The organism is Sphingomonas sp. AC411 (assembly GCF_979253035.1).
Genome location: NZ_CEEDAQ010000001.1, coordinates 1,359,536 through 1,384,368 on the forward strand (window position 1 = coordinate 1,359,536; position 24,833 = coordinate 1,384,368).

20 protein-coding genes and 4 pseudogenes are annotated in these 24,833 nt (G+C 66.7%); 6 read left to right on the forward strand and 18 right to left on the reverse strand.

Annotated elements, in window-relative coordinates; translation table 11 throughout:
- Positions 1-88: 88 nt before the first annotated feature.
- The 7 genes from AC0IX7_RS06895 to AC0IX7_RS06925 all read right to left on the reverse strand — a co-directional run bounded on the left by AC0IX7_RS06895 (position 89) and on the right by AC0IX7_RS06925 (position 9,989).
- A complete protein-coding gene (locus AC0IX7_RS06895) occupies positions 89-1,621 on the reverse strand; it encodes a glycoside hydrolase family 43 protein (protein ID WP_471810957.1) in 1,533 nt (510 codons plus the stop codon).
- 29 nt (positions 1,622-1,650) lie between these two features.
- Entirely contained in the window at positions 1,651-2,712 is a 1,062-nt protein-coding gene (locus AC0IX7_RS06900) for an alpha/beta hydrolase (protein ID WP_471810958.1), read from the reverse strand.
- Between the two features lie 19 nt (positions 2,713-2,731).
- Positions 2,732-4,996, reverse strand: a complete 2,265-nt coding sequence (locus tag AC0IX7_RS06905) for a glycoside hydrolase family 95 protein (protein ID WP_471813778.1) — start codon at positions 4,994-4,996, stop codon at positions 2,732-2,734.
- Between the two features lie 305 nt (positions 4,997-5,301).
- Positions 5,302-6,804 (reverse strand): family 43 glycosylhydrolase, encoded by a 1,503-nt coding sequence (locus AC0IX7_RS06910; protein WP_471810959.1) that lies wholly within the window; start codon positions 6,802-6,804, stop codon positions 5,302-5,304.
- Positions 6,794-7,477 carry an acetylxylan esterase gene (locus AC0IX7_RS06915; protein WP_471810960.1) on the reverse strand — a complete coding sequence of 228 codons (684 nt, stop codon included), beginning with the start codon at positions 7,475-7,477 and terminating at the stop codon, positions 6,794-6,796. The genes AC0IX7_RS06910 and AC0IX7_RS06915 overlap by 11 nt, the downstream gene beginning before the upstream one ends.
- A gap of 84 nt (positions 7,478-7,561) precedes the next feature.
- Positions 7,562-8,284 carry an alpha/beta hydrolase gene (locus tag AC0IX7_RS06920; RefSeq protein ID WP_471813779.1) on the reverse strand — a complete coding sequence of 241 codons (723 nt, stop codon included), beginning with the start codon at positions 8,282-8,284 and terminating at the stop codon, positions 7,562-7,564.
- Positions 8,175-9,989 carry a carboxylesterase family protein gene (locus AC0IX7_RS06925; protein ID WP_471810961.1) on the reverse strand — a complete coding sequence of 605 codons (1,815 nt, stop codon included), beginning with the start codon at positions 9,987-9,989 and terminating at the stop codon, positions 8,175-8,177. Before AC0IX7_RS06925 ends, AC0IX7_RS06920 begins: the two co-directional genes overlap by 110 nt.
- A 465-nt stretch (positions 9,990-10,454) precedes the next feature.
- Here AC0IX7_RS06925 and AC0IX7_RS06930 point away from each other — a divergent pair, with 465 nt between their 5' ends.
- From AC0IX7_RS06930 to AC0IX7_RS06940, 3 genes are all read left to right on the forward strand, one after another.
- Entirely contained in the window at positions 10,455-12,968 is a 2,514-nt protein-coding gene (locus AC0IX7_RS06930; RefSeq protein ID WP_471810962.1) for a glycoside hydrolase family 9 protein, read from the forward strand.
- Positions 12,969-12,976: 8 nt separating this feature from the next.
- The gene (locus tag AC0IX7_RS06935; protein ID WP_471810963.1) at positions 12,977-14,620 is read left to right on the forward strand and encodes a glycoside hydrolase family 43 protein; all 1,644 of its coding nucleotides are present in this window, start codon (positions 12,977-12,979) and stop codon (positions 14,618-14,620) included.
- A 114-nt stretch (positions 14,621-14,734) separates the two neighbouring features.
- Positions 14,735-15,388 carry an outer membrane protein gene (locus AC0IX7_RS06940; RefSeq protein WP_471810964.1) on the forward strand — a complete coding sequence of 218 codons (654 nt, stop codon included), beginning with the start codon at positions 14,735-14,737 and terminating at the stop codon, positions 15,386-15,388.
- 98 nt (positions 15,389-15,486) lie between these two features.
- Here AC0IX7_RS06940 and AC0IX7_RS06945 read toward each other — a convergent pair whose 3' ends face one another.
- The 10 genes and pseudogenes from AC0IX7_RS06945 to mdcA form a co-directional block, all read right to left on the reverse strand.
- Entirely contained in the window at positions 15,487-16,119 is a 633-nt protein-coding gene (locus tag AC0IX7_RS06945) for an ACP S-malonyltransferase (protein WP_471810965.1), read from the reverse strand.
- A complete protein-coding gene (locus AC0IX7_RS06950; protein ID WP_471810966.1) occupies positions 16,074-16,397 on the reverse strand; it encodes a hypothetical protein in 324 nt (107 codons plus the stop codon). Before AC0IX7_RS06950 ends, AC0IX7_RS06945 begins: the two co-directional genes overlap by 46 nt.
- Positions 16,394-16,798 (reverse strand): triphosphoribosyl-dephospho-CoA synthase, encoded by a 405-nt coding sequence (locus AC0IX7_RS06955; RefSeq protein WP_471810967.1) that lies wholly within the window; start codon positions 16,796-16,798, stop codon positions 16,394-16,396. Before AC0IX7_RS06955 ends, AC0IX7_RS06950 begins: the two co-directional genes overlap by 4 nt.
- Before the next feature lie 134 nt (positions 16,799-16,932).
- Positions 16,933-17,313, reverse strand: a pseudogene (locus AC0IX7_RS06960) (triphosphoribosyl-dephospho-CoA synthase); the annotation flags it as partial.
- Positions 17,223-17,555 carry a malonate decarboxylase holo-[acyl-carrier-protein] synthase gene (gene mdcG / locus AC0IX7_RS06965; RefSeq protein ID WP_471810968.1) on the reverse strand — a complete coding sequence of 111 codons (333 nt, stop codon included), beginning with the start codon at positions 17,553-17,555 and terminating at the stop codon, positions 17,223-17,225. The pseudogene AC0IX7_RS06960 and the gene mdcG, both read right to left, overlap by 91 nt.
- A complete protein-coding gene (locus tag AC0IX7_RS06970; protein WP_471810969.1) occupies positions 17,477-17,848 on the reverse strand; it encodes a hypothetical protein in 372 nt (123 codons plus the stop codon). Before AC0IX7_RS06970 ends, mdcG begins: the two co-directional genes overlap by 79 nt.
- Positions 17,849-17,872: 24 nt before the next feature.
- Entirely contained in the window at positions 17,873-18,562 is a 690-nt protein-coding gene (locus AC0IX7_RS06975; protein ID WP_471810970.1) for a biotin-independent malonate decarboxylase subunit gamma, read from the reverse strand.
- Positions 18,549-19,571 carry a biotin-independent malonate decarboxylase subunit beta gene (locus AC0IX7_RS06980; protein ID WP_471810971.1) on the reverse strand — a complete coding sequence of 341 codons (1,023 nt, stop codon included), beginning with the start codon at positions 19,569-19,571 and terminating at the stop codon, positions 18,549-18,551. Before AC0IX7_RS06980 ends, AC0IX7_RS06975 begins: the two co-directional genes overlap by 14 nt.
- On the reverse strand, positions 19,568-19,885 hold the full coding sequence (mdcC, locus tag AC0IX7_RS06985) for a malonate decarboxylase acyl carrier protein (RefSeq protein WP_380786490.1): 318 nt from the start codon (positions 19,883-19,885) through the stop codon (positions 19,568-19,570). The genes AC0IX7_RS06980 and mdcC overlap by 4 nt, the downstream gene beginning before the upstream one ends.
- An 11-nt stretch (positions 19,886-19,896) precedes the next feature.
- Entirely contained in the window at positions 19,897-21,543 is a 1,647-nt protein-coding gene (gene mdcA, locus AC0IX7_RS06990; RefSeq protein WP_471810972.1) for a malonate decarboxylase subunit alpha, read from the reverse strand.
- A 164-nt stretch (positions 21,544-21,707) separates the two neighbouring features.
- On the opposite strand from mdcA, the pseudogene AC0IX7_RS06995 reads away from it, so the two are divergent.
- The 3 genes and pseudogenes from AC0IX7_RS06995 to AC0IX7_RS07005 all read left to right on the forward strand — a co-directional run.
- Positions 21,708-21,991: pseudogene (locus tag AC0IX7_RS06995) on the forward strand (malonate transporter subunit MadL); the annotation flags it as partial.
- A gap of 229 nt (positions 21,992-22,220) precedes the next feature.
- Positions 22,221-22,978 (forward strand): annotated as a pseudogene (gene madM / locus AC0IX7_RS07000) (malonate transporter subunit MadM).
- Complete coding sequence (locus AC0IX7_RS07005) at positions 22,951-23,610, forward strand: GntR family transcriptional regulator (protein WP_471810973.1); 660 nt, start codon at positions 22,951-22,953, stop codon at positions 23,608-23,610. Before madM ends, AC0IX7_RS07005 begins: the two are co-directional and overlap by 28 nt.
- 40 nt (positions 23,611-23,650) lie before the next feature.
- Here the strand turns inward: AC0IX7_RS07005 and uxuA are convergent.
- Positions 23,651-24,822 (reverse strand): annotated as a pseudogene (gene uxuA / locus AC0IX7_RS07010) (mannonate dehydratase).
- Positions 24,823-24,833 lie beyond the last annotated feature (11 nt).

The window sequence follows — 24,833 nt, forward strand, 5'->3', positions numbered from 1 at the left end:
TCGAAGGGCCCCTCTCCACATGTGTAACACCCGTTGAGAGCGGTGCTTCGACTTCGCTCAGCACGAACGGAAGGGTTTGAAAACGACGCTAACGTACCCGCTCCGGCTTGGCCGGCAGCAAGGCCGACAGCGTGAACCGGTCGACGTCCATCCACCCCGAACTAGCCGTCGGCGCATAGCAGAACAGCGCGAGTTGCTCGCCCTGGAACGTCCCCGTCCGCCACGCGAACGCAAGCGGGAAGTCGCCGCCCAGACCAGTCCAGCGCCGCCCGTCCACACTATACGCCACCCGCGCAATATCGGTCGTGAAGTCCATATCGGTCCGCAACCACAGCGCCTCCGCCCGAGGCAACGGCGCAGTGGCGCGAACCTCGGTCCGCGCACCATCGACCGTATCTTCGGTCACCTCCATCGCCAGCGTCGCCTTGCCAACTGCCGCGCCCTGCACCGTGATATTCCCGCTGAACTGCCCAAACGTCCCGAACCCGCAACGATCCCCCGGCGCCAGATGGCGAATGTCCAGCTTCACCTCGCCTCGGCTCGCAGGCCCCTGCCCCTTCTGCACCAGCGTATTGCGCGCGCTCCAGAACCCGGCCGCGACCGTCGGCTTCAACCGCAACCAGCCCGGCCGCTCGGTCAGCGACCAGCGCGAAGGCTCGGGATTATGGTTCCACTGCCACTGCAAGCCGAGCGTCCGCTTCCCGAAATCATCCGACGTCGCCGGTTCCGCAAAAGTACCTCCGGGGATCGGCTTGGCCGCACGCCGCGGCACGCGACCGGGTGCCTCGCGCGTGCCCCATACCGGCCAGTCGTCCTGCCAGAACACCGGGCTGAGGTTCGTCATTCGCCCGATCGCGCCGCTATCCTCCATCACGAAGCCGAACCAGCGGCCATCGGGCAGGTCGACCAGCGCACCCTGATGCCCGCCGGTCTTGTCGTCGATCTGGTCGCGCGTTTCCCACGGCCCGAACAGGCTGCGCGGCCGCGACACGCTCAGCGCAAGCCGCGGCGGCAGCGCGTTGAACATGTAATAATACGAACCGCGCCGGATGATCTTCGACCCCTCCGCACCCTTGATGTAATGGACCTTCTGCGACGCGGTGACGTGCGCCAGATCCTTGTCCAGCGTCAGCAGCGTGATCGTGCCGTCCGCGGTACTCGCGGTCGCCAGATACGCGCGCCCATCCGGCTCGATGAACAGCCCCGGATCGAACGCCTCGCGCTCCAGTTCGTGATAGCGCCACGGCCCGCGCACGTCCTTCGCGTACCAGATCCGCGTCTTCTGCCCGACCGGCGTATTGGCCAGGTAATAGGTGCCAGCGTGGTAGCGTAACGAGGAGGCGTAGAGCCCGTGCCGGTACGCGTTGCCGCCCTTCAGATCATATTCGGGCTTGCCCTCCAGCCGATCGACGAGATGCGACGCGAGCGTCCAGTTCACCAGATCGCGGCTATGCAGGATCGTGATCCCGGGCGTGTTCGCGAACGTCGTGGTCGCGAAATAATAGTCGCTGCCGACGCGGATGATGTCGGGGTCAGGATAATCCGCGAACAGCACCGGGTTGCGGAACGTCCCGTCGCCCTGATCCGATCGCCACACCTGCGCCGACGCGGCGGTCGCCATCAGCCCCAACGCGATTGCCAACCCGACCCTCACTTGCCGAACGCCAAAGCGCGCGAGAAGAACGGCATCATCTTGTCCTGCACGCGCCCGGCGACGCCACTGGTATGATCGCCCGGATACACCTCGAAGCTGTTCGCGATCCCGTAGCTGTCCAACGCTGTGTGGAGCTTGCCGGCATCGTCCTTCAACCCGTCGCGATCACCGACGTCGATCCCGATCGCCGCATAGCGTCGCATATTGCCGACATACTGATCGAGCATCGCCAGCGGCGCATTGGCCGCCCAACGCGCCATGACGTCGGGCTGCGGCACGCCATCCTTGACCGGCAAATCGAGATACAACGGCGGCGCCTTGGGATTGGGCGACCACGCCGCCGCCGTCGCGAGTTGCGCGCGCTGCCCCCATGACAAGGTCGCGCTGTCCGCCGGCGAGCGCAGCGCTCGGATCGCGGTCTCTGTCGCCGCATCCGGCGTGCCGAGCGCACGCGTTGAGAGGCAGCACGGGCTCATCATGTAGAGAGCGCCGAACGTTTCGGGATGCTTCATGCCGATCCGCGCGGTGCCGTAACCGCCCATCGAATGCCCCGCGAGGCCGCGACTGCGACGATCCGCGATCGTCCGGTAATGGCCGTCTATATAGCCGACCAGATCGCGCGCGACGAACGTCTCGAAGTCGCCAACCGTCACCGAACTCGAATAGAAGGACCCGTTATGCGCGGTCTTGCTGTCGGGCAGCACGACGATCATCTCGCGAGCACCCTTGGCGAACGCGCCCTCGATCGTCTGCGGCACGTGGATCTCGCCGATCCACTGTTCGACGCCGATCGAATAGCCGTGCAGCGCATAGACCACCGGATAGCGCCGCTTCGGGTTGGCGCGATAGCTCGGCGGCAGGACCACCAGCACGGCCCGGTCCGGACTTTCGCCTTCGAGATTGCCTTCGATCGCGGGCGAGTGGACGGTAATCCGCTCGATCGTCACCGGGCGTGCACCGGCGACGGGCGGCGGTGCCGGCGTCTTGACCTGCGCCGATACCGGATCGATCGACAGCACCGCCAACGCGGTACCGAATGTGGCAAGAACTCTGTTCACGGCCATCCCCTTTGCTTGCTCATGCGCGCGCCAGGTCGCTACCGCGCAGCCTGACCGCCTTACCCGGCGTCAGCACGACCTCGACCCGCCGCGGACCCAATCGGATCACGCGGCGTCCCGATAGCTCGCCGCGAAACACCGCCTCGACCAGTTCGCCGCCCCGCCACTCCAAATCGACCGCACACCGGCCGCGCGCGCGCAATCCGGTCACCGATCCAGTCGGCCATGCACGCGGCAGTGCCGGCAGCAGAAGTATCTCGTCACCGCGGCTCTGCATCAGCATCTCGGCGATCGCACGCGTGCCGCCGAAATTACCGTCGATCTGGAATGGGGGATGCGCGTCGAACAGATTGGGATAGGTCCGCTCGGGCCCCAGCAGGAAGGCGAGGATACGGTGTGCGTGGTCGCCGTCGCGCAGCCGCGCCCACAGGTTCGCACGCCACGCCGTCGCCCAGCCGGTCGACTCGTCGCCGCGCAGTTCGAGCGAACGCCGCGCCGCCTGCGCCAAGGCCGGCGTCCGGTCCAGATCGATCTGGTCGCTCGGGAACAGCCCGTAGAGATGCGAGACATGGCGGTGGTGCGGCTCTGGTGCGGCTGCGTCCCAGTCGCGTTGCCATTCCTGAAGCTGACCCTGCGCACCGACATGATCGGGCGCGAGCCGCGCCCGCGCCGCCGCTACCTGGGCTGCAAACGGAGCATCGATCTTCAGTAACGCCGCCGCCTGCGCGACCTGATCGAACAGGTCGCGCAGGATCTGCATGTCCATCGCCGGCCCCGCGCAGATCGACGCGCCCGCCGGATGGATGTTCTCGGGCGACAGCGATGGATTGGTTACCAACGCGCCGGTCGCCGGATCGGTCTGGAGCGTGTCGAGGAAGAACAACGCCGCCCCGCGCATCAGCGGATAGACCGAGCGCAAATAGGCGAGATCGCGCCCGTAATCGTAGCGATCCCACAGATGCGTGCACAACCACGCGCCGCCGGTCGGCCACAGCCCCCACTCGGCCCCGTCGATCGGCGCGGTCGCCCGCCACAGATCGGTGTTGTGATGGCACACCCAGCCACGCGCGCCGTACATCTTGCGCGCGGTACGTTCGCCGGTGACCGCCAGTTCGCGCACCATCCGGACCAGCGGCTCGGTACATTCGGCGAGCGCGGTGACCTCCGCCGGCCAGTAGTTCATCTCGGTATTGATATTGACCGTGCATTTGGACTCCCAGGGCGGCTTGATCTGGTCGTTCCAGATGCCCTGGAGATTGGCGGGCTGGCTGCCGGGCCGCGACGACGCGATCAGCAGATAGCGGCCATAATCGAAATAGAGCGCGGCGAGCGCCGGGTCGGCGGCGGCATCGTTCGCGCGAATCCGTTCGTCGGTCGGGCGGTCAGCGATAGCCGTCCGCCCGAGATCCAGCGTCACGCGGCGGAACAGCGCCCGATGCGCGGCGATGGTCTCGGCGCGGATACGGTCGATCCCGCGGGCCTGGGTGCGATCGAGCGTGGCCAGCGTCGCAGTTTCGGGATCGCCACTCACGTCATCGAAACGACGATAGCTCGTTGCCATCGCGATCGACACGGTAACCGATCGCGCACCGCGGACGCGCAGACTGTCGCGATCGGCGACGATCGCCCCGGCGGTGGTCGACACCTGCGCGCGGGCCGCGAACCTCAATCGCCCCGCGATACCCGCGCGCTCGCCGTTACGCCCGGTCAGCGTCAACACCGCCCCGCTCGCCGAGACGACCGCGCCGGGATGCGGCGACGTCAGGCCGATGCGGATATCGAAGGGACGATCCGCGGTGACCTGTACGACGATCACCTGATCGCCCGGTGCGGCGAACACCTCACGATGGAAACGCGTGCCGCCTGCGGTAAAGCTGGTCGTGGCGATCGCCGTGTCGAGATCGAGGTCGCGCCGATACGCCGCGACCGCGCCGATCCCCGGTATGTCGAGCAGCAGGTCGCCGACCGGTTGGTACGCCATCTGCGTCCGGGGCACACCCATCAGCTTCGCGTTTGCGAGAGCCTGCGCCTCGGCGAACTTGCCGGCATCGATCAGCCGTCGCATTTCGGGAAGCGTATCCCGCGCCGCCGGGTTGACCGGATCATAGGGCCCGCCCGTCCACAGCGTGTCTTCGTTGAGCTGCAACCGCTCGGTGGCAGTACCGCCGAACACCATCGCCCCGAGCCGGCCATTGCCCACCGGCAACGCCTCGGTCCAGGCGACGGCCGGTTGGCGATACCACAGCCGCGCGTCCTTCCCCGCCGCCGCCGCCCAAGCAGGCATAGGCAAGACCAGAGCCGCGGCGCTCGCCGCTGCCCCTCCAGCAGATCGCGCCGTGAAGGATCGCTAGGCATTGGTCCGTCCGCCCAGTTCGGGCGCGCCAGCCGGTCGATCGGCTGTTCCCCGTGCGAGGGTACAAAGCCGCGTCATCGCAGGAAGGAGATCCAACGCGCGGACACTGTGCCGACTGGACGGTCGATACGGCATTGCGGGGCGGTGGCTTATCAAGGTCATGCTGTCGCTTTCGGCTATGTCTTCGCGCAACTCTATGTCTCGGTCGTTAGGTGAGGCCAGCCTCGGCGACGGCGCTAGGGTCGCCGAAACGTCCATCTGCCGGCGGGACTGACCGGATCGAACGGCGCGAGCGTCGGCGTGCTCGCACCGATCGCCACGAGCGCGAGGCCCGGTTTTCTCCCCGGTGCCGCTTTCGGCGCGATCCGATAGGTGCCGTCGGTCAGCTGATCGATCTGCCACAATTGCTCGCTGGCACCCGTGAAGGTCGCCACGGTCTCGACCTCGCCCGCAGCGTTGGCGGCAAGCGCGCGGTCGGTACCGGCGATGACGATACTGTAGAACGGCGCGCCGAAATAGCCGCCTGCACCGGGCACCGGCGCGATCGTCCACCGCTGGCGCGGCCGGTTCATGTAATCACCAAGATCGACGCGGATCGATCCCTGCGGCCAGCCTATTGATTCCTCGGCAAGCGTCTGGTCCGCGATCGGCGCCACCGGATCGCTCGGCTTCGCCATGAAGCTGCGGCGCGCGTCGAATGCTATGCGGACGACATCCGTCGCGAGTTGCAGCGCGTAGCCGCTCCGCTCCGACGCGATCTCATACGTACCGGGCGCGATATTCTCGCCGGCGACCGGCCAGCCGTCGGTCCACCGAAGCGGCGCGATTCCCAAGACGCTGCGCCCGCTGCGATCCATGTCCGCCTCGTAATGCATTGAGAATTTTTCGACGCCGTTGCCGAGCTCGATCAGGCCGAAATGACCGGGACCCATGTTTCGCCCGCGCGCGCTGATCACGAGCTTGCCGCCGCCTCGCAGCAGCGGCGTGCCCATGTGATCGACATACGGACCGAGCGGGCTACGCGATCGGCCGACGCGGATGTGATAGGTGGAATTGGGACCGTCACAGCAGGTCCCGTGCGTCCCGAGCAAATAATAATAGCCGTCGCGATGCATCATCGCGGTGGCCTCCATGTCGATCGCGATATCGACCGGCTGGTTACCCGCCACACGCAGTCCGGTCTTGGGATCGAGCTCGATGATGCGGATCGGTCCGAAATAGGTTCCGTACGTCAGCCAAAGGCGCCCGTCGACGTACAGGAATGCCGGGTCGATCGCGTCGGCGGTCTCGACGCCGTCGCTCGAGGCGACCACGCCGATATCGTGAAATTTGAACTTCGGCGATTTCGGGTCGAGCGAATAGGTCCACATCATCTTGACCTGGCTGGCGTGTCCGCCGCCCATGCCGCCGCCACCGACCGCATAGGCCATGTAATAACGGTCACCGATCTTGATGACGTCCGGGGCGACGCCGCCACCGGGACGCTCCGGACCGCCATGCCATGTCCAGCCGTCTTCGGATACCAGGCCGCCGCCGCGCGTGCCGAACGTGTAGTATCTGCCATCCGACAGGGTCACCGTCGAAGGATCGTGGATGAAGGTCTCACCCTGCAACTGTGCCCTCGCCGGCAAAATGCCGACCGCCAGGGTCGTGCAGAGCACCACGGCTACCGTAACCAGACGCTTCATACGGCCCTCCATTTTTCGGCTGAGCAGGTCGAGACCGACGTCATCGGACATCGATCTTCAGATCGGTGATCGGCCGGCCGTTGGCGCCGACGAAACGGACGCAGAAATCGCTGAGGCCCGGTCCGTTGATCACCGCACCGCGGATCACGTTGCGGCCCTTGCGGAGCGTCACCCGGTCCGACAGCACGTCGTCCATCACCATGCGGCGATCGTTGAAGAGGCCGACGGTCTCTTTCCCGTTCAACCACCACATCGATGCCGAGTTTGAGCCCACCGCCAGCCGCACGTCGCGCATCTCGCGCGGGCTGTCGACCACCGTCACCGCCCAGAAGATCACGCCGTACGTCTGCTTGCCGAGCGCCTTGGCGAAGTCGAACAGCTTCACGTCGAACGCGGTCGAATCGAGCGCGTGCCAGCGTAACGGCGTGGCGACCTGCACCAGTTGCCCGTCACGCGGCACCGCACCGAACTGGCCGGTAAAATACTGCGTGGTCAACGCCTGCCGGACATAGGTGGCGGTGAAGCCCGAATTGCTCCAGTTGGGCTTGTCGATCGGCTCCAGCAACAACCAGCGACGCAGGAACCCGTCATTGTCCGGCGTGGTCGCGCCGGGCGTCACCCGCGCGAAATGCGGCGCTAGCGCTGTTGTGGTGGTGGTGGTGGTGGTGGTGGCCGCCTCCTGCCCCACGGCGCCCGATGGCAGCCCCGCCAGTATGCCCAGCACAAGCCACGGCGCGCTCCGCCATGCCCTTCGGCCTATCCCTGCGATCGTCATACCCGTGTCCCTCCCCCATCGTCCCGCGCGCGGTCATCGACGGACCAGCAGTTGGTTGGCATCGAGCCAGTGCATGAAATCTTCGAACCATCCGGTGCTGGTCGTACCGGTCTTGCCGAGCCCGAAACCGTGGCCGCCTCCCTGGTAGAGATGGAACTCGACCGGCCGCCCCGCCTTCTGCCAGGACTCGACGAGCCCGAAGCCCTTGTTCGCGAACAGTGGATCGTCCGCGGCGAGCACGGCGAACAACGGCGGCGCACCCGCTGGAACCGGAACCGCCTCCATCGATCCATAGATCGGCGCGACGAACGCCAGCCGCGTGTCCGGTGCCGCCAGCGCAGTCGCCATCGTCGTCATGGCTCCTGCCGAAAAGCCGATCATGCCGATGCGGGCCGGGTCGATCTTCCAGCCATCGGCCCGCGCCCGTACCAGCGCGACCGCAGCGCGCGCATCGGCGATCTGATCGCCGAGCCCCGCGATCGCATCCGCAGGCTTCAGTCTGCCCTGCGGTCGACCGGCGCCCGCGAACATCGCGGTCACCGCTTTCTCGAACCCGGTCATGTCGGCGGGCGTCGGCTTCAGCCGGTATTTCAGCACGAAGGCCGCGATGCCCCGGTCGGCGAGCGCCTTTGCCACACGCCAGCCCTCATTCTCCATCGACAGCATCAGGAAACCGCCGCCAGGCGCCACGATCACCGCGGCACCGGTCGCCTTGGCGGGATCGGGCAGGAACGGCGTCAGCGTCGCGGTCGTCACGTTGCGGGTCATCGCGACGCCATATTGCCGGAACCACGCCTCGGGCGCGGTCTGGTTCTCGACCGAGCCGGTCCCGAGCGGGATCGCAGTCGGCTCGGCCGGCGCCGCCATCGCCGTCATCCGCGCGTCCTGCGCCATGACCGGCGCGGCCAGTGCGAGCATGGCCGCCACCACGCCAAATCGTCCCGTCCAACGCATCGTCGTTTCCCCTTCTAGACCCGCAATCAGCCGAGCAGGATGCGCCGCGAAGCGCCTTCCGGATCGTCGACCATGCGGGAGTTGGTATCGAACACCATCGTCTGGCAGCGCTGCGGATCGCTCGGAGTCCAAGCGAGGCCGGACTGGCTCGGATTGCCGGTTCGCGCGAAATTCGCCCACGCAGTCGCCATCGTACGCGCGAGCCGTCGCGCGTCGGGCGTGTTGCCGGTACCTTGGTCGCACAGCCGCGTATTGTCGAAGCAGAAGGCCAGATCGGCCGTGTGCCACGCCCCGCGACGCCGCCGAGCTGTGGCGACTGCCACTGGAACAGGTATTGATAGACCGGCGCGGCGCGCTGAGCGTGCTTCAGCCGCACCATGTCCTGCACGCGGTTGCGGTTCTGCAGTCCCTGGACACCGTAGGCCAGCGTACGCACCGCTTTTTCAGGGTGCGCCTGCTGCATCGCCACGATCAGGTTTGCCGCCTTGGCTGCGCCGATCTGCGTGGTCAGGTCGGTGCGCCACTGCGCTTCGGACGGCGCATAGCCCCAGCGCATCCCCTCCTCGCTGGTGTTGCCGATCATCATCGGCACGTCGCGCGACACGTCCGGCGCGACCTCCGAGAACGAACGCACGTCGATCACCCTGCCGTCGAGCGTCGGGTTCCAGCCGACCCGCGGCGTGAGCGATGGCCCCATCGGACCACGCGGGCCGTTGATGTCGTTCGCGACCGTGTTGCCAGCCTCGAACAAAGGCTTCCATGCGATCCTTTGAAGCGCGCCGATATCCCTCGGACCGATGTTCAGGGCACGCAGGACTCGCCGCGAGAAATCGCGCGACTGCTCTGCGGTCGGCAGCGCGCCGCCGCCGCCCGATTGTACGGCCGCACGGTGGATCAGGCCCTTGCCGCTCGCCATGCCGAGCAATGTCGTCACCTTGGATCCGCCGCCCGACTGTCCGTAGATCATCACGGTGTCGGGATCGCCGCCGAACTGCGCGATATTCTCATGCACCCAGCACAAGGCGGCGACGCAATCGGTCATGCTGACGTTGACCGACTCCTCGTAGGCCGCCCCGCCGATCTCGGTCAGGTCGAGGAAGCCGAGCACGTTGAGCCGGTGGTTGATCGACACCTGCACCACGTCGTGATGCCGCGCCATCTGCGCGCCATCGTGTGCAGCAAGTTCGTACGACGATCCGAACGCGAACCCGCCGCCGTGGAAATACACCATTACCGGTCGCTTGCCCGACAAGGCCGGCGTCCAGACGTTCAGCTTCAGCATGTCCTCGCCGACGAAGCCGTCGGTCCATTGCTGGAGGAACGTGTGCTCGACGGCGCTGAAGTCGTGGAGCGTCTGCGGGCAGTTCGCACCATAGGACAGCGTATTGCGCGGTTCGGTCCATCGCGCCGGCGGCTTGGCGGGCAACCAGCGATTTTCCCCGCCGGTATCCGCGCCGTACGGGATGCCCTTGAAGGTAAAGACATCGTCCTGAACATAGCCGCGCACGGGACCATATTGCGTCCGGGCAGTCGCTGACTGGGGGTGGAACAGGATCCGGCGGGCCGTGGCGCTGCATACGCCGCGTCGGTTGCGGGCAGCATGAGACCCGCTCCGGTAGCGATCGATGCACGCATCGCACCACGACGATCGACGATCAGCCCGGTCATCCTCTTCTCCCAGGGACTGCTGCGGGGTCCTTGTACGGCCTTGCCGACGATCGGCGCTGCCGGACCACTCTCGCGTCCTTGTCGGAGTGATATGGTGATACCGCTATCGAGTCCAGTGATTAGCCGGACCGTGAAGTTATTCCCGAACACTGTCGACAGCGGCTAGCGCGCCCTGCTGTTAGCGCTATAGTTCTGGCAAATGCGACGCGGTTAGACGGCGCGCGAAGACTTGGGAGAGGATCTGACTATGGCGGCAAGACCCGTATTCTGCGTATTGGCGACACTGCTCGCCACCGTGTCACCCGTGATCGCTCAGACAAAGCCAGCGAGCAAAGCACCGGAGCTGACGCTGAACGCGGCCGGCTATTACGAAGCGCCCGCCGCCAACGTGCTCGTCTTCTCCAACTGGTACGATGGCCTGTTCGCCGATTCGAAAATCAGCGGCGTCGAGATCATCCAGCAGGGCGAACGGATCGCGACCAATGGCGATGTCCGCCTCTCCGCCACCCCCGGCCAATGGGATGCGATCGGTCGCCTGATAGACCGCAAGGTCGACGCGGCAACCGGCGCGATCACGGTGACGCTCGAATATCCCGACTATAAATGGCAGTACCGGGTGCGATCGGAAAAGCGCGGCGGGGCCATCGCTGTCTCGGTGATCCTCGACGAGCCGGTACCAGCCGCGCTTGCCGGCAAGGCCGGATTCAACCTGGAATTCCTCCCCAGCGCCTATTTCCATCACAGCTATATGGCGGACGACGCGACCGGCACTTTCCCGATCTATCCCGCCGACGCGATGGTCCCGACGCCGGACCGCAACGCCGCAAGCGGTCGTGCCGAAGGGCCCGGCGCCGAGCCGACCGCGATCGCCAAGGGCAGTCGCTTCGTGCTCGCGCCCGAGGATCCGGCACGCCGCGTGACGATCCGGTCCACCGCCGAAGTGCAGCTGTTCGACGGTCGCAATCAAGCGCAGAACGGCTGGTTCGTGCTCCGATCGCTGCTGCCCGCCGGACGCACCGGCACGGTCCTCGAATGGACGATCCAGCCGAACAGCGTTCCCGGCTGGCTGCGTCCTCCGGTGATCGCGCATTCGCAGCTCGGCTACGCACCGGATGCGCGGAAGGTCGCGACGATCGAACTCGACCGCAACGATCGTCGAACGCTGCCCGCGCGCCTGCTCCGCGTCGGTGCGGACGGCAGCATGACGCCGATCCGCACCGCGCCGGCCAAGCGCTGGGGCGAGTATTTGCGCTATACCTATCTGCAGCTCGATTTCAGCGCGGTCCGGCAGCCCGGCACCTATGTGCTCGAATATGGAGCGACCCGCACCGCGCCGTTCCGGATCGCCGCCGATGCCTATGCGGGCGCGTGGCATCCGACGCTCGACGTCTATTTTCCGGTTGCGATGGACCACATGTTCGTCAACGAAGGCTACCGGGTCTGGCACGGCGACGCACACCGCGACGATGCGCGCCAGGCACCCGTGAACCATGAGCATATCGATCTCTACGCGCAGGGGCCGACCACCGACACGAAGTTCAAGCCGGGCGAACACATACCGGGCCTAGCGGTCGGCGGATGGTTCGACGCGGGCGACTACGACATCCGCACCCAGTCGCAATATCAGGTGATCCGGTCACTGGTCGACAGCTGGGAACGCTGGCATCCGACGCGCGACACCACCGCGATCGACTGGACGCGGCGCAAGACCGAGATGCACGTTCCCGATGGCACGCCCGATCTCGTCCAGCAGATCCGCCACGGCACGCTGCAACTGATCGCGCAGTTCGATGCGGTCGGCCATGCGATCCACGGCATCGTCGAGCCCGACGTCGCGCAATATACCCATCTCGGCGACGCATCGACGAAGACCGACGGGCTGGTCTACGATCCGACGCTGAAGCTCGGCGAGGAAAAGGGCGGACGCAGCGGTACGCCCGACGATCGCTGGGCGTTCACGACCAAGGCGTCCGCGCTCAACTATGGATCGATCGCGGGACTTGCCGCGGCCTCGCGCGCGCTGGCCGACGTCAACCCTGCCCTGTCGAAAAAGGCGCTCGATATCGCGACGCGGACCTGGGCCGAGGAACAGTCGCACGCGCCCGATCTGTACCAGCACGGCAACACGACCGGTGGGCCGCTGGAGGCCGAGCAATTCTCCGCCGCCGTCGAACTGCTGCGGTCCACCCGCGACCCGCGCTATGCCGCCGCCGTCCAGTCGCTATGGCCCGCAATGGAGAAGCGCTTCGCCTTCACGCTGCGGGATGCCGTGGCCGCGATCCCGTTCATGCCGCCCGCCTACCGCGACGGCATGGTCCCGGCGGTCCGCGCCTATGCGGCTTCAACGGCTGCGGCGGCGAAGGCCAACCCGTTCGGCGTGCCGATCACCACCGGCGGCTGGGCGGGCAGCGGCACCGTGCTGGGAACCGCGCTCAACGCCTATGCGCTGCACACGGCGTTTCCGGAGATCATGCCCGCCGACGCGGTGTTCCGCGGTCTGGAATTCCTGGTGGGGCATCACCCCGCGTCCGACCTATCGTTCGTATCGGGCGTCGGCACCGTGTCGAAGGAGGTCGCGTACGGCAACAACCGCGCGGACTTCTCGTTCATCGCCGGCGGCGTCGTGCCGGGCGTGCTGATCGTCAAGCCGGACCTGCCCGAGAACCACGAGGATTGGCCGTTCTTCTGGGGTGAGAACGAATACGTCATTCCCGAGGGCGCGATGTGGATCGAACTCGCGCTCGCCGCGCAGGATCTCGCCAATCGCTCCGCCAGCGCAAAGCCGACCGCAACCGTGCGCGCGGGCGCCGTTCGATGAGGACCATCATGAAACTTCACACGCTTGCCCTGTTGCTCTCGGGTGCCGCCCTCGCACCGCCCGCCGCGGCCAGCGATGCGCCGCGGTTCAGCCGCTTCAGCTATGACGGCCACGCCCAGGAGAAGGTGACCGTCGGGCCGAACCAGTACCGCAACCCGATCCTGTCCGGCTATTATCCCGATCCTTCGGTGACGCGGGTCGGCGACGATTATTACCTCGTCCTGTCGTCGTTCGCGCATTATCCAGGCCTGCCGATCTTCCGGTCGAAGGACCTGGTGAACTGGACGCAGATCGGCAATGCGATCGACCGGCCCGAACAGCTCGACTTCACCGGCATGCGGACGTCTCAGGCGGTGTTCGCACCCGACATCTCGTATCACGACGGGGTGTTCTACATCGTCAACACCTGCGTCGAGTGCAAAGGCAATTTCGTCATCACGGCGAAGGACCCGGCGGGGCCGTGGTCCAACCCGATCTGGCTACCCTTCGAAGGCATCGACCCGTCGATCTATTGGGAAGGCGACAAGGCCTATATCGTCAACAACCGCGCGCCCGCCGAGCCGCCGCGCTATGACGGCCACCGGGCGATCTGGATTCAGGAATATGACTGGCGTGCAGGTAAGATGGTCGGCGACAGCACGCAACTGATCAACGGCGGCGTCGACATTTCCAAGAAGCCGGTCTGGATCGAGGGCCCGCACATCTTCCGCAAGGACGGCTATTATTACCTGACCGCGGCGGAGGGCGGCACCAGCGTCAACCATTCGCAGGTCGTGCTGCGATCCAAGTCCCTGCGCGGGCCGTTCGTGCCGTACGCCGACAATCCGATCCTGACGCAGCGCGATCTCGACCCTGCCCGCCCGAATCCGATCACCTCGGCGGGCCACGCCACGCTGGTGCAGACGCAGCGTGGCGACTGGTATGCGACCTTCCTGGGCGTCCGTCCGTACGAGGGCGACTATTACAATATCGGCCGCGAGACGTTCCTCCTGCCGGTAACGTGGAAAGACGGATGGCCGATCATCCTGCCCAAGGGACAACCGATACCGTTCGTCGGGACGAAGCCGCGGCTGCCCATGAGCGCGCCTGGCCCGATACCGACCAGCGGCGACTTCGGTTATGTCGACGACTTCGACGGCAGCACGCTGGGGATGCAGTGGGTCGGCGTACGAACGCCGAAGACGCCGTTCTACCGGCTCGATCGCGGCGACCTCGTGCTCGGTCACGGCACCTCGATCGGCGACCTGAAGGGTGTTCCTGCGTTCGTGGGGCGGCGCCAGCAGCATCACGTCGCAACCATCTCCACGACGCTGCAATTCTCGCCCGACACCGACGGCGACCGCGCAGGCCTCGTCGCGATGCAAAGCGACCTGAACTACCTCTTCTTCGGCACGACGCGGATCGCGGGCAAGCCGGTGGTGGCACTCTACGCCAGCGACAAGGGGACGGAGCGGATGATCGCTTCCGCGCCTGCAACCAAAGGGCCGGTCACGCTGACGATCCGCGCCGACAAGGATCGCATGGCCTTCGACTACCAGACTGCCGTCGGAAAAAGCACGCTGGCCGAGAACGTCGACGTCCGGTTCCTGAGTACGAAGGCGGCGGGCGGGTTCGTCGGTACGGTGGTCGGTCCCTACGCCTGGTATCGCTGAGGAACCTCCCGGCTCCGGGAAATAGATCGAGATTGGTCGCACTATAAAGGCTTCTTAACGAAATTCCGCTCTTTGGAGGCAAGCCGGCGATCGCGCCGGCTGCGGGAGTATTTCATGAAGATCGTTGCGTCGGCAGCTGCCGTTATGGTGGCTTGTATTTCTACGTCTGCCTTTGCCCAGGACATCGTACCATCGTTCGACGGCCCCCGGATCGAACTTCGGGCCGGTTGGGATCATCCGGATGTTCGCGTCACTTTGTCCGATGGCGTCGACAGCATCAGCCGAAGCGCGGGCAAGAGCGGCGTGACCTATGGCGGAGAGATCGGCTACGACGCCCGCACGAACGGCAATTTGGTGATCGGCGCCTATGCGGGCATCGATGGCTCCACGACCAAGGCCTGCGGCGAACTTTACGGTGAAGATCGTCTGTGCGTCCGCGCCGGCCGCAACATCACCGCCGGTGCCCGCATCGGTACCGTCGTCGGTGATTCGTTTCTGCTGTACGGCAAGGGTGGCTATTCGAACGGCCGTGTTTCGGTCGACTATCGGGACTATGAACTGATCCTCGCCGACCAGAACGAACATCGCAACTTCGACGGTTTCCATGTCGGCGGCGGCGTCGAGGCGGCGATCACCGGCGGCGTCTATGGACGTCTGGAGTATATCTACACCAAATACGGTCGCGTATCGGCGGCACTCGACGGTGCGACCGCCAGCCTGAAGCCGACCCGGCATCAGGTGGCCTATGCGATGGGCGTCCGCTTCTGATCCGAACGCTGAAGCCCACTCCGCCCGGACGATCCGGGCGGGGCCGCTTCGGGCGGTACAGTAACGCCGGTTCGCCAGCGAGTACCGCTCGGGCTTGGTCAGCGCGCGAGCCAGTCCGTGATGCCGGCCTGGCTACGGAAGTTGTCGACGCAGCGGGCTTCGACCGTCGGATAGCGGGCGCGCATCATGTCGGCAAGCGCGGTGCCCGGACCGAGTTCGAGTACCTGGTCGACACCGCGCTCGACCAGCGCTTCTAGTACCGCGGCCCAGTCGATGGTCGTGGCGACCTGCTCCGCCAGCCCCGCAACGCCGCTTGCACCGCGCACGATCGAGGCGTCAGCCGCGCCGATCAAGGTTCGTCCGCGGGTCGGCCGGGCGGGTTCACCGCCGTCGAGCTGCTTGCGAAACACCGCGACGGCCGCCGCGAGGCGCGGGGTATGCGAGGCGACATGCACGGCGATCGGTCTTGCCGCCACCGCTCCTTCTCCCAGTGCGGCTGCACAACATCGCTCGACCTGCCGATGCTCACCGCCGATGACGAACATAAGGTCCGGGTTGATGATCGCGATCGCACAGTCGAACCGGGTCACCAGCGCTTGAACATGCTCGCGTGCCAGCCCGCGAACGAAGCCCAGCCCGTCGTCCGCCCCGCTCGCCGCATCCATCGCCTCGGCGCGAACCGCCGTCAGTCGCAGGGTGTGCTCGGAAGACCAGATCCCGGCGACTCCCATGCGGTCATCTCGCCGACGCTATACCCAGCGATGACGAACGGCGCCGTCGGCGCCACGCAGGCAGCCGCAATGAGGCCGCGGGTCACGCAGAGGATTTGGCTCGTCCGGTTTGCGAACAGCGCGGAGTCGGGGGCATGGCTTAGCAGGGTCCGGATGTCCTGACCCAGCAGCGTGCTGGCCTCCGCCAGAATCGACGCCGCACGCGGATCGTCTGCGAACAGATCGAGCATCGCCCGATCCTGCCGCCCCTGTCCCGAGCAGAGCAGAGCGAGAGTCACGCCCCGCGCGCTTCGACGAATAGTGCCATCGCGAGCAGGTCGGCACACCCGCCAGGGCTGAGCCGCCGTGCCGTGAAGGCCTGGTGCATCGCCACCGCCCGCGCACGCCAGTCGGGGATCGCGACGCTGCCCGAGGCGAGGAACGCGCGGGCATGGGACTCCGCGAACGCCAGCCCTTCCGTGCCACCCCGATAAAGCAGGTTGGTGTCCCCCACCCCGACGATCAGCGCCATCAGCGCATGGACGCGGCGAGCCTCGCCGTTCGCGGTCAGCAGTCGCGCTTCGGCGAGAGCGGGCAACGCGATATCGTACAGGGACGCAAACCCGGTCGCCGCCTCGGCGCGCGCGCCGCCGGTGGCATGGCGGCGCGCGACGGTGCTGCCGTGGCTGTGCAGCGCCACCGGCCCGCGGCAAATCTCGGCGCCCCAGCGGTGCGCGACGATCTCCCCAACGTGCCGGAAGCGCGATACGCGGCGCGAAACCCCGCGGCTGCACAGAGCAATCCCATCCCGAAGATCGCGCCGCGGTGCGTGTTGACGCCACCGGTCACCGCCATCATGGCGACCTCCGCCTCGACCCCGATCGCGCGGAGCCGATCCATGCCCGCGCCGGCCGCGCCTGCATCGGCCAGCCTTGCGAAGAACGGTTCGAGCGTCTCGGCGCTGCGGTTCATCATCGCCGCGTCCATGTCGTCATGCGCGCCGGTATCGACCGGGCTGACGAGGCCGGGCTTGGGGTAGGTGGCGATTTCCAGCTTGAGGCAGTCGGTCGCGATCCGGGCGATGCCGTCACAGTCGATCGCCGTTGCCGGGCGGGCCAGCGCGGTCATGCGAACATCTCGGTGCGCGCGATCATGCGGTTGCCGTCCGCGGCCTTCACCAGCATCTCGGGCGCATCCGACGCGAACTCGCGCCATTGCACCGCGAGCCCGGTGGGCGTCACGATTTCGCCGTCCAGCCGCACCGGCGCCCCCGCGTCGATCCGCGCCAGTGCAGCAACCAGCCGCGCAGCGGCGTCGGCGGTCGAGACGTGCCAGACGAGATCCAGATCGGACGTTTCAGACAGATACGGCAAGCCGGTCAGATGCGCCCACGCCAGGCTGCCGAAGCACCGCGTCTCGGATCCAGCGCGATGAACGCGGCGATCGTTTCCTGCCACGCGATGGGGGCGCCCCGCACCGTGTCCGCGAGCAAGGGCGGCGGCACGTCGGACAGGATTGCCTCCGGCGGTACGGCAAAGGCCAGACGTTGCTTGCCGACCGATGGCGGCAGCGGCAGGCCGAGCGGCACCAGTCCCGCTGCATCGTCACATACCGGGCGACGCGCGATCAGCGGACGTCTCGCTGCGACCCAATCTGCCACGATCGGCATCGCCTGAAGCGTCGGATAGGTGGCTAGTATCTTGCCCCAGCGCGCCGGGTCGAGATAGACCAGCCGGTGCCGCTCTAACATTACGCCTGCGCCGCCGCCGCGACTTCACCGGCGATACGCGCGGATTTTGGTCGTCCGCCTCGCTTCTCCCCGCGCGGCGCGATCGTCACCGTCGCGCGGACATGCCAGCAACGCCTGCAACTGGTTCGCAAGACTGTCGTCCGCATCCCAGACTGCCGCGATGCCACCAACGCTGACGAGATTGTCGAGGCCGGGTGCGAAGACCGGCGTGGTCTTCGCCTTCGCTTCCAGCACATCGATCGGCAGTTTCGTCACGCGCGCCATCGAGGCGAGGTCCATCACCTCGGGATGCGCGCCGGGCAGTGCGACCAGAGTCCCGCAGGCGAGCGCGGTGGCGATGAACGCGCCTGCCGCGCTACCGCCATAGAGCAGCCCGATCGTGCGGTGGCCACGCGCTTCCGCCACCAGCAGCGACTTGGCGAGGTGCGCGAGATATTCGCTGAGCCCGAGCAATTCGTCGCGGCGGCTCATCCGCTGGCTCGCGCTGTCGACGAGGAACAGGATCGGCGCGGCATCGTCGTTCCGGACGATCTCCAGCACCGCAGCGGACAGTCGGATCGCCTGGTCGATCCCGATCGGCGCGCGCGCGGTGGCGCCGACGACGTGGACCACCGCGCCACCGGGCAATGTCCCTTCGCCGAACAACAGATCATCCTCCGCAGCCACCGAATGACCGGCGGGAAACAGCGAGGCGAGGATCTCAGCGGGCGTCATCGGCGCTCTCCCGATACTGGGCGGCAAGGGTGGCGAAGGCGGCGGCAGGCATATCGGGGATCGCCTTCGGATCGTCGATCCCGAGCGCGCGCCAGATGTCGATCGCGTCAGCTGCATCCCCAAACCGCGCGATCCGCCGTTCGAGCCGTGCCTGCTCGGCCGCCAAAGTATCTAGATCGAGACAGGGTCGTTCCCCCCACCCGTTCGTGTCGAGCGAAGTCGAAGCACCGTCGATCGAGCCAAGCGCTTCGACTTCGCTCAGCGCGAACGGGTGGGGCGAGGCGCTCCGATCGGACAGAGGTCGAGCCGACCCAGCCAGCGACGCGCGCGCCGCGCCGCGGAATGCCGCCGCGTCGTCTTCGACGAACACGTCCGCGCCGCCGATCAAAGTCCGATGCTTGCCACCCATCGTCCGCCAGACCAGCGCGCGATCGCGTGAGTCGAACTCTTCCACGCCCATGTTGGTCTCGATCACCTCGGGCCCGGTCACGCTGATGCGGCCCTGTTCGGACACGATCAGCGTCGAGCAGCACCCCGCGATCAACCCGCCGCCGCCGTAACAGCCGGCGCGCCCGCCGATCAGACCGACCACCCGCACGCCCGCCATCCGCGCTTCGGCGACCGCGCGCATGATCTCGGCGATCGCGATCTCGCCGGCGTTGGCCTCCTGCAAGCGCACGCCGCCGGTGTCGAACGCGATCACCACGTCGCGCCCGAGCGCCTTGGCCGCGCGCAACAATCCGGTCAGCTTGGCGCCGTGCACCTCGCCGAATGCACCGCCCATGAAGCGGCCCTCCTGCGCCGCAACTAGGATCGGCGCGCCGTCGAGCGTCGCGCTGCCGACCACGATCCCGTCGTCGAACTGCGCGGGCAGGTCGAAGATGCCCAGGTGCGGGCTCGTCTCGCGCTGTTCCGGCCCGACGAACTCCGCAAAGCTGCCGGTATCGACCAGCGCCGCGATCCGTTCGCGTGCGCTGGCCTCGTACCAGCTCTGCCGAAAATTGCTCATGCCTCGGGCTCCTCGATCATGCGGACGCCCTGGGCGAGCCGCAGCGACACGGTGTCAGGTCGCGCGCCGCCGTCGTTGATCGCGATCCGCAAGCCGCCGGCCGCACGACGCCCAACGAAATCGGCGACCACCGCGTCCCACAGATCGCGAAAACCGTGCGCCGCGGTGCTGATCTCGATCGCGCACCGATCGGGTGCATCGCCGCGCTCGACCAGCACCTCGAGATTGCCCGACGCGACGACGCCGACCAGCGCCATTTTTCGCGTGCCGCCTGCCGGGGTCGGCGCGGCGATATCGAAGTGGAGAATTTCCATGTGCGCGTCTCCTACCAGTTCCGGAACCGGCTCGGCGGCCGGTAGAGCCCGCCCGAGGCGAGCATGAGATCCTTGATCGATCGTGCGGCGAGCATGTTCCGGTTCGCGTCGAGCGGATCGATGCCGAGATCCTCGGGCCGCTGGATGATCTTTCGCGCACGCAAGCGCTCTACCATCGCTTTATCTCGCCCACGCCCGATCTCGGTGAAGCCCGCCACGCCGCGGATCGCCTGCTCGCGCTCGTCGGCGGTGCGACACAGCAACAGGTTGGCGATGCCCTCCTCGGTGACGATGTGCGTGGTGTCGTCGGCATAGACCATGATCGGCGCCAGATCGAGATCGAGCTTTTCCGCGAGCTCGAGCGCGCCGAGCTTCTCGACGAACAACGGCGCATTGCTCTCGCCGAACGTCTCGCCGATCTGCACCACGAGTTTCCGTCCACGCCTCAAGGGTGCCGCGGTATCCGGATCGGCCTCCGCCCCTGCCTGGAGCCAAGGCGCGCTCGGATGTCGCCGACCCCGCGCGTCCGACCCCATGTTGGGCGCGCCGCCAAAGCCCGCGATCCGGTTCGCGGTGATCGTCGAGCTATGCCCGGCAAGGTCGATCTGAAGCGTAGAGCCGATGAACATGTCGCACGCATACAGCCCCGCGGTCTGGCTGAAGGCGCGGTTCGAGCGGAGCGATCCGTCGGGGCCGGTGAAGAAGATGTCGGGCCGCGCGGCGAGGTAATCCTCCATGCCGACTTCCGACCCGAAGCAATGCACCTGCTCGACCCAGCCCGCCTCGATCGCCGGGATCAGCGTCGGATGCGGGTTGAGCGCCCAGTGCGTGCAGATCTTGCCCTTCAGCCCGAGCTTTTCGCCATAGGTCGGCAACAACAGCTCGATCGCCGCGGTGTTGAAGCCGATGCCGTGGTTCAGCCGGCGCACGCCATACGGTTGATACAGGCCCTTGATCGCCATCATCGCGGTCAGGATCTGCGTCTCGGTCATCGCCGCCGGATCGCGCGTGAACAGCGGCTCGACATAGAAGGGCTTGCCTGCGTCGAGCACGAAATGGACCTGATCGCCGGGGATGTCGACGCGCGGCAACGTGTCGACGATCGACCCGACCTGCGCGATTACCAGCCCGCTGCCGAAGCTGGTCGCCTCGACTACGGTCGGCGTGTCCTCGGTATTGGGGCCGGTATAGAGATTGCCGTGGCGATCCGCGCTGACCGCGGCGATCAGCGCGACCTGTGGCGTCAGATCGACGAAATACCGCGCGAACAGTTCGAGATAGGTGTGGATCGCGCCCAACTCGATCTGGCCGCCGAACAGCATCTTCGCGATCCGGGCCGATTGCGGGCCCGAATAGGAGAAGTCGAGCCGCTTCGCGATGCCGCTGTCGAACACGTCGAGATGCTCGGGCAGCACCACGCCCGATTGGACCATGTGCAGGTCGTGGATCCGCGCCGGATCCATCGCCGCCAGCCCCTTGGCCAGCACATCCGCCTGTTTCTGGTTGTCGCCCTCCAGACAGACGCGGTCGCCGGGCCGCAGCACCGCCTCGAGGAAATCGACCAGCGTTTCGGGATCGACCAGCTTGCCGGTGGCGAAGCTCGCCCCGGCCGCGATCCGCGCCTCGCGCAAAGCCTTTCGCGTATTCCACTGCCGCACGCATCGTCTCCTGACGCTCATTCTACGCTCTTTGTATTCTCTATTGCTCCAAACGCAACCCTGTGCATACTTAAACAGGTATAAGACGATAGATAGAATACAGTGAGAGGATACGCCATGAGCCAGTCCCTACCCGTCCCCGCTCCCATTCCAGGACGCGACGCATGATCGCCGGAGTCGCGCTGCTCGCGATCTGCACGTTGATCGGGCAATTGCTCGGCGAAGGCCTCGGCGCGCTGCTCGGCGTGAAGGCGAACGTCGGCGGGGTCGGTATCGCGATGATCCTGCTGATCGCCGCGCGGATGTGGCTGAAGTCGCGCGGCCGTTATGTCGAGGGCGTCTCGCGCGGGATCGGCTTCTGGGGGCGCTGTATATCCCGATCGTCGTCGCGATGGCGGCCCAACAGGACGTCGTCGCCGCAGTCGAGGGCGGGCCGGTTGTGCTGATCGCCGGCGTAGGCGCGCTGCTGGTATGTTTCAGCGCGGTCGCACTCATCAGCCGCCTGTCGGGTACGCCCGAGACGATGGACGAGATCGAGGCGCGCGAAGCCCGCGAGGCCGAAGCCGCGCTGGCCCCTCCCCTGCAACCCAGCACTGAGGCGCACCGACATGGAAATGATCACCAAGGTGCTGACCGCCAACGCGCTGCTCACCGCGTTCGCGGTCGTTGGCATCGTCATGTGGCTGTCGAACATGCTGTCTGCCAAGCTGACGATGGGCCGAGTCCATGGTTCGGCGATCGCGATCCTGATCGGTCTCGCGCTCGCCTTCTGGGGGATCGCGACCGGAAGGCACAAGGGGCTGGCCGATTTGCCGATGCTCGCGGGGATCGGCCTGATGGGTGGCGCGATGCTGCGCGACTTCGCGATCGTCGCCACCGCCTGTGAGGTCGATGTCGAACAGGCGAAGAAGGCGGGCTGATCGGCGTCGTCGCGCTGCTGCTCGGCACGGTGTTGCCATTCATCGTCGGCGCGCTGGTGGCGGCGTCGTTCGGCTATACCGACGCGGTGTCGATGACCACGATCGGCGCGGGTGCGGTCACCTATATCGTCGGGCCCGTGACGGGTGCGGCGATCGGCGCGAGTTCGCCGGTCATCGCGCTGTCGATCGCGACCGGCGTGTTCAAGGCGGTGATGGTGATGGTCGGTACTCCCCTGGTCGCCGGGGTGATCGGCCTCAACAATCCGCGCAGCGCGATGGTGTTCGGCGGGCTGATGGGCACGGTCAGCGGCGTGTCGGGCGGGCTCGCCGCCACCGATCGACGGCTTGTCCCCTATGGCGCCTTGACCGCGACCTTCCATACCGGGCTAGGCTGTCTGGTGGCGCCGTCGATCCTGTACCTGATCGTCCGCGCGATCGTGGGGGCTGAAGAACCGTGGGCGTTATCGACATCGAAGACACCGGGCTGTTGTCGGATCGGATCCGCAACGCGCTGACCGACGCGATCTCGTCGGGTGAACTGGCGCCCGGCACGATGCTCGACGAACAGCAACTGGCCGATCGGTACGGGGCCTCGCGCACGCCGGTCCGCGAGGCGCTGCGGCAGTTGGCCACCAGCGGCATGGTCGAGGTCCGCCCGCGCCGCGGCGTCATCGTCCGCCACGTCACCGCCGAGGAGGTGATGGACATGTTCGAGACGATGGCCGAGATCGAGGCGGTGTGCGTCCGTCTCGCCACCTACCGCATCACGCCGCTCGAACGCAGCCGGCTGCTCCGCATCCACGAGGCGAGCGAGTCCGCGGTCGAGGCGGGCGACGTCGATGCGTATGATGCGCTCAACCGCGAGTTCCACGAGGCGATCTACCGCGCCGCGCACAACGACTTCCTCGCCGACCAGGCGATCGCGGTCCGCACGCGTCTCAACGCGTTCCGCCGCATGCAACTCCGCCAGGACCAGCGCCTCGCCAGTTCGCGCGCCGAACACGATGCGGTGATGCGCGCGATCGCCGAAGGCGACGGCGACACCGCCGCCCGCCGTATGCGCGCGCACATGCTCAACGCCGCGAGCGCGCTCGACAGCTATATCGCGCACCAAGACGCGGCGCTGACCATTCTAAAGAAGGACTGAACAGCTATTTGGTCTCGGCGTTAGCTTGCCAACTGCTCGGTCAGTCCCGGCCATGCCCATACGCCAGACCCAGCTCCAACCCGCGCAGTTCGGCGAGCCCCCGCAGACGCCCGATCAACGAATAACCCGGGTTGGTGCGCTTCGTCAGATCGTCGGCCATCTGGTGACCGTGATCCGGGCGCATCGGCAGCGAACGACCGGTCCGCGCCTGCACGGTGGCCAGTTCGGTCAAGATCGCCGGCATGTTCGCATCACCTTGCAGATGCGCTGCTTCGTGAAACGCGCCGTCGGGCTCGCGCTGCACCGATCGCAGATGCACGAAGCCGATCCTGTCGCCCAGCCGCCGAACCATGCCGGGCAAGTCATTGTCGGCGCGAGCACCGAACGAGCCGCTGCAGAAGCACAGGCCATTGGCTGCCGACGGTACCGCTTCGAACAGCGCGCGCACATCGGCTTCGGTGCTGACCACGCGCGGCAGGCCGAAGATCGGGAACGGCGGATCGTCGGGATGCACCACCAGCCGGATACCCTCGGCCTCGGCAACGGGACAGACCGCCTCGAGGAAGGCGACATGATTGGCGCGCAACTGCGCTGCATCGATGTCGGCATATGTTTCGATCTGTTCGAGCAATTGCGGCGAACTGAAGCTTCTTCGCTGCCCGGCAGGCCTGCGATGATCGTCCGCTCCAGCGTCGTACGCGCCTCGTCGTCCATCGCCGCAAACCGCTCGGCGGCGATCGCAACGACCTGCGGCGCATAATCGCGTTCGGCATGGGGACGGCGCAGGATGTGGACGTCGTAGGCAGCCAGTGCGTGCAGTTCGAACCGAAGCGCGCGGGCGCCGTCGGGCAAGGTCCAGGCCAGGTCGGTCCGCGTCCAGTCGAGCAGCGGCATGAAATTGTACGTCACCACATCGATGCCCTGCGCCGCGAGATTTCGCAGGCTGGCGACATACGCCTCGATCAGCCGCGCCCAGTCGCCCGAGCGCGTCTTCAATGCCTCGGCTACGGGAAGGCTCTCGACGACCTTCCACTCCAGGCCCGCGTCTTCGATGACGGCCTTGCGCGCGGCGATCAGGTCGGCGGTCCATACGTCGCCATTGGCAACCTCATGCAGCGCAGTGACGATCCCGGTGGCACCGGCCTGGCGGATCGCATGGAGGGGCACCGGATCGTTCGGGCCAAACCATCGCATGGTCTGGGTCATCATCATCTGTTCGGTGT

What these genes read in the sequence shown, in the direction of transcription:
- AC0IX7_RS06895 (WP_471810957.1), bottom strand. Translation starts at nt 1,621, where the DNA reads ATGGCGACCGCCGCGTCGGCGCAGGTGTGGCGATCGGATCAGGGCGAC.
- AC0IX7_RS06905 (WP_471813778.1), bottom strand. Translation starts at nt 4,996, where the DNA reads ATGCCTGCTTGGGCGGCGGCGGCGGGGAAGGACGCGCGGCTGTGGTAT.
- AC0IX7_RS06910 (WP_471810959.1), bottom strand. Translation starts at nt 6,804, where the DNA reads ATGTCCGATGACGTCGGTCTCGACCTGCTCAGCCGAAAAATGGAGGGC.
- AC0IX7_RS06935 (WP_471810963.1), top strand. Translation starts at nt 12,977, where the DNA reads ATGAAACTTCACACGCTTGCCCTGTTGCTCTCGGGTGCCGCCCTCGCA.
- AC0IX7_RS06940 (WP_471810964.1), top strand. Translation starts at nt 14,735, where the DNA reads ATGAAGATCGTTGCGTCGGCAGCTGCCGTTATGGTGGCTTGTATTTCT.
- AC0IX7_RS06945 (WP_471810965.1), bottom strand. Translation starts at nt 16,119, where the DNA reads ATGGGAGTCGCCGGGATCTGGTCTTCCGAGCACACCCTGCGACTGACG.
- AC0IX7_RS06970 (WP_471810969.1), bottom strand. Translation starts at nt 17,848, where the DNA reads ATGTTAGAGCGGCACCGGCTGGTCTATCTCGACCCGGCGCGCTGGGGC.
- AC0IX7_RS06975 (WP_471810970.1), bottom strand. Translation starts at nt 18,562, where the DNA reads ATGACGCCCGCTGAGATCCTCGCCTCGCTGTTTCCCGCCGGTCATTCG.
- AC0IX7_RS06980 (WP_471810971.1), bottom strand. Translation starts at nt 19,571, where the DNA reads ATGAGCAATTTTCGGCAGAGCTGGTACGAGGCCAGCGCACGCGAACGG.
- mdcC (WP_380786490.1), bottom strand. Translation starts at nt 19,885, where the DNA reads ATGGAAATTCTCCACTTCGATATCGCCGCGCCGACCCCGGCAGGCGGC.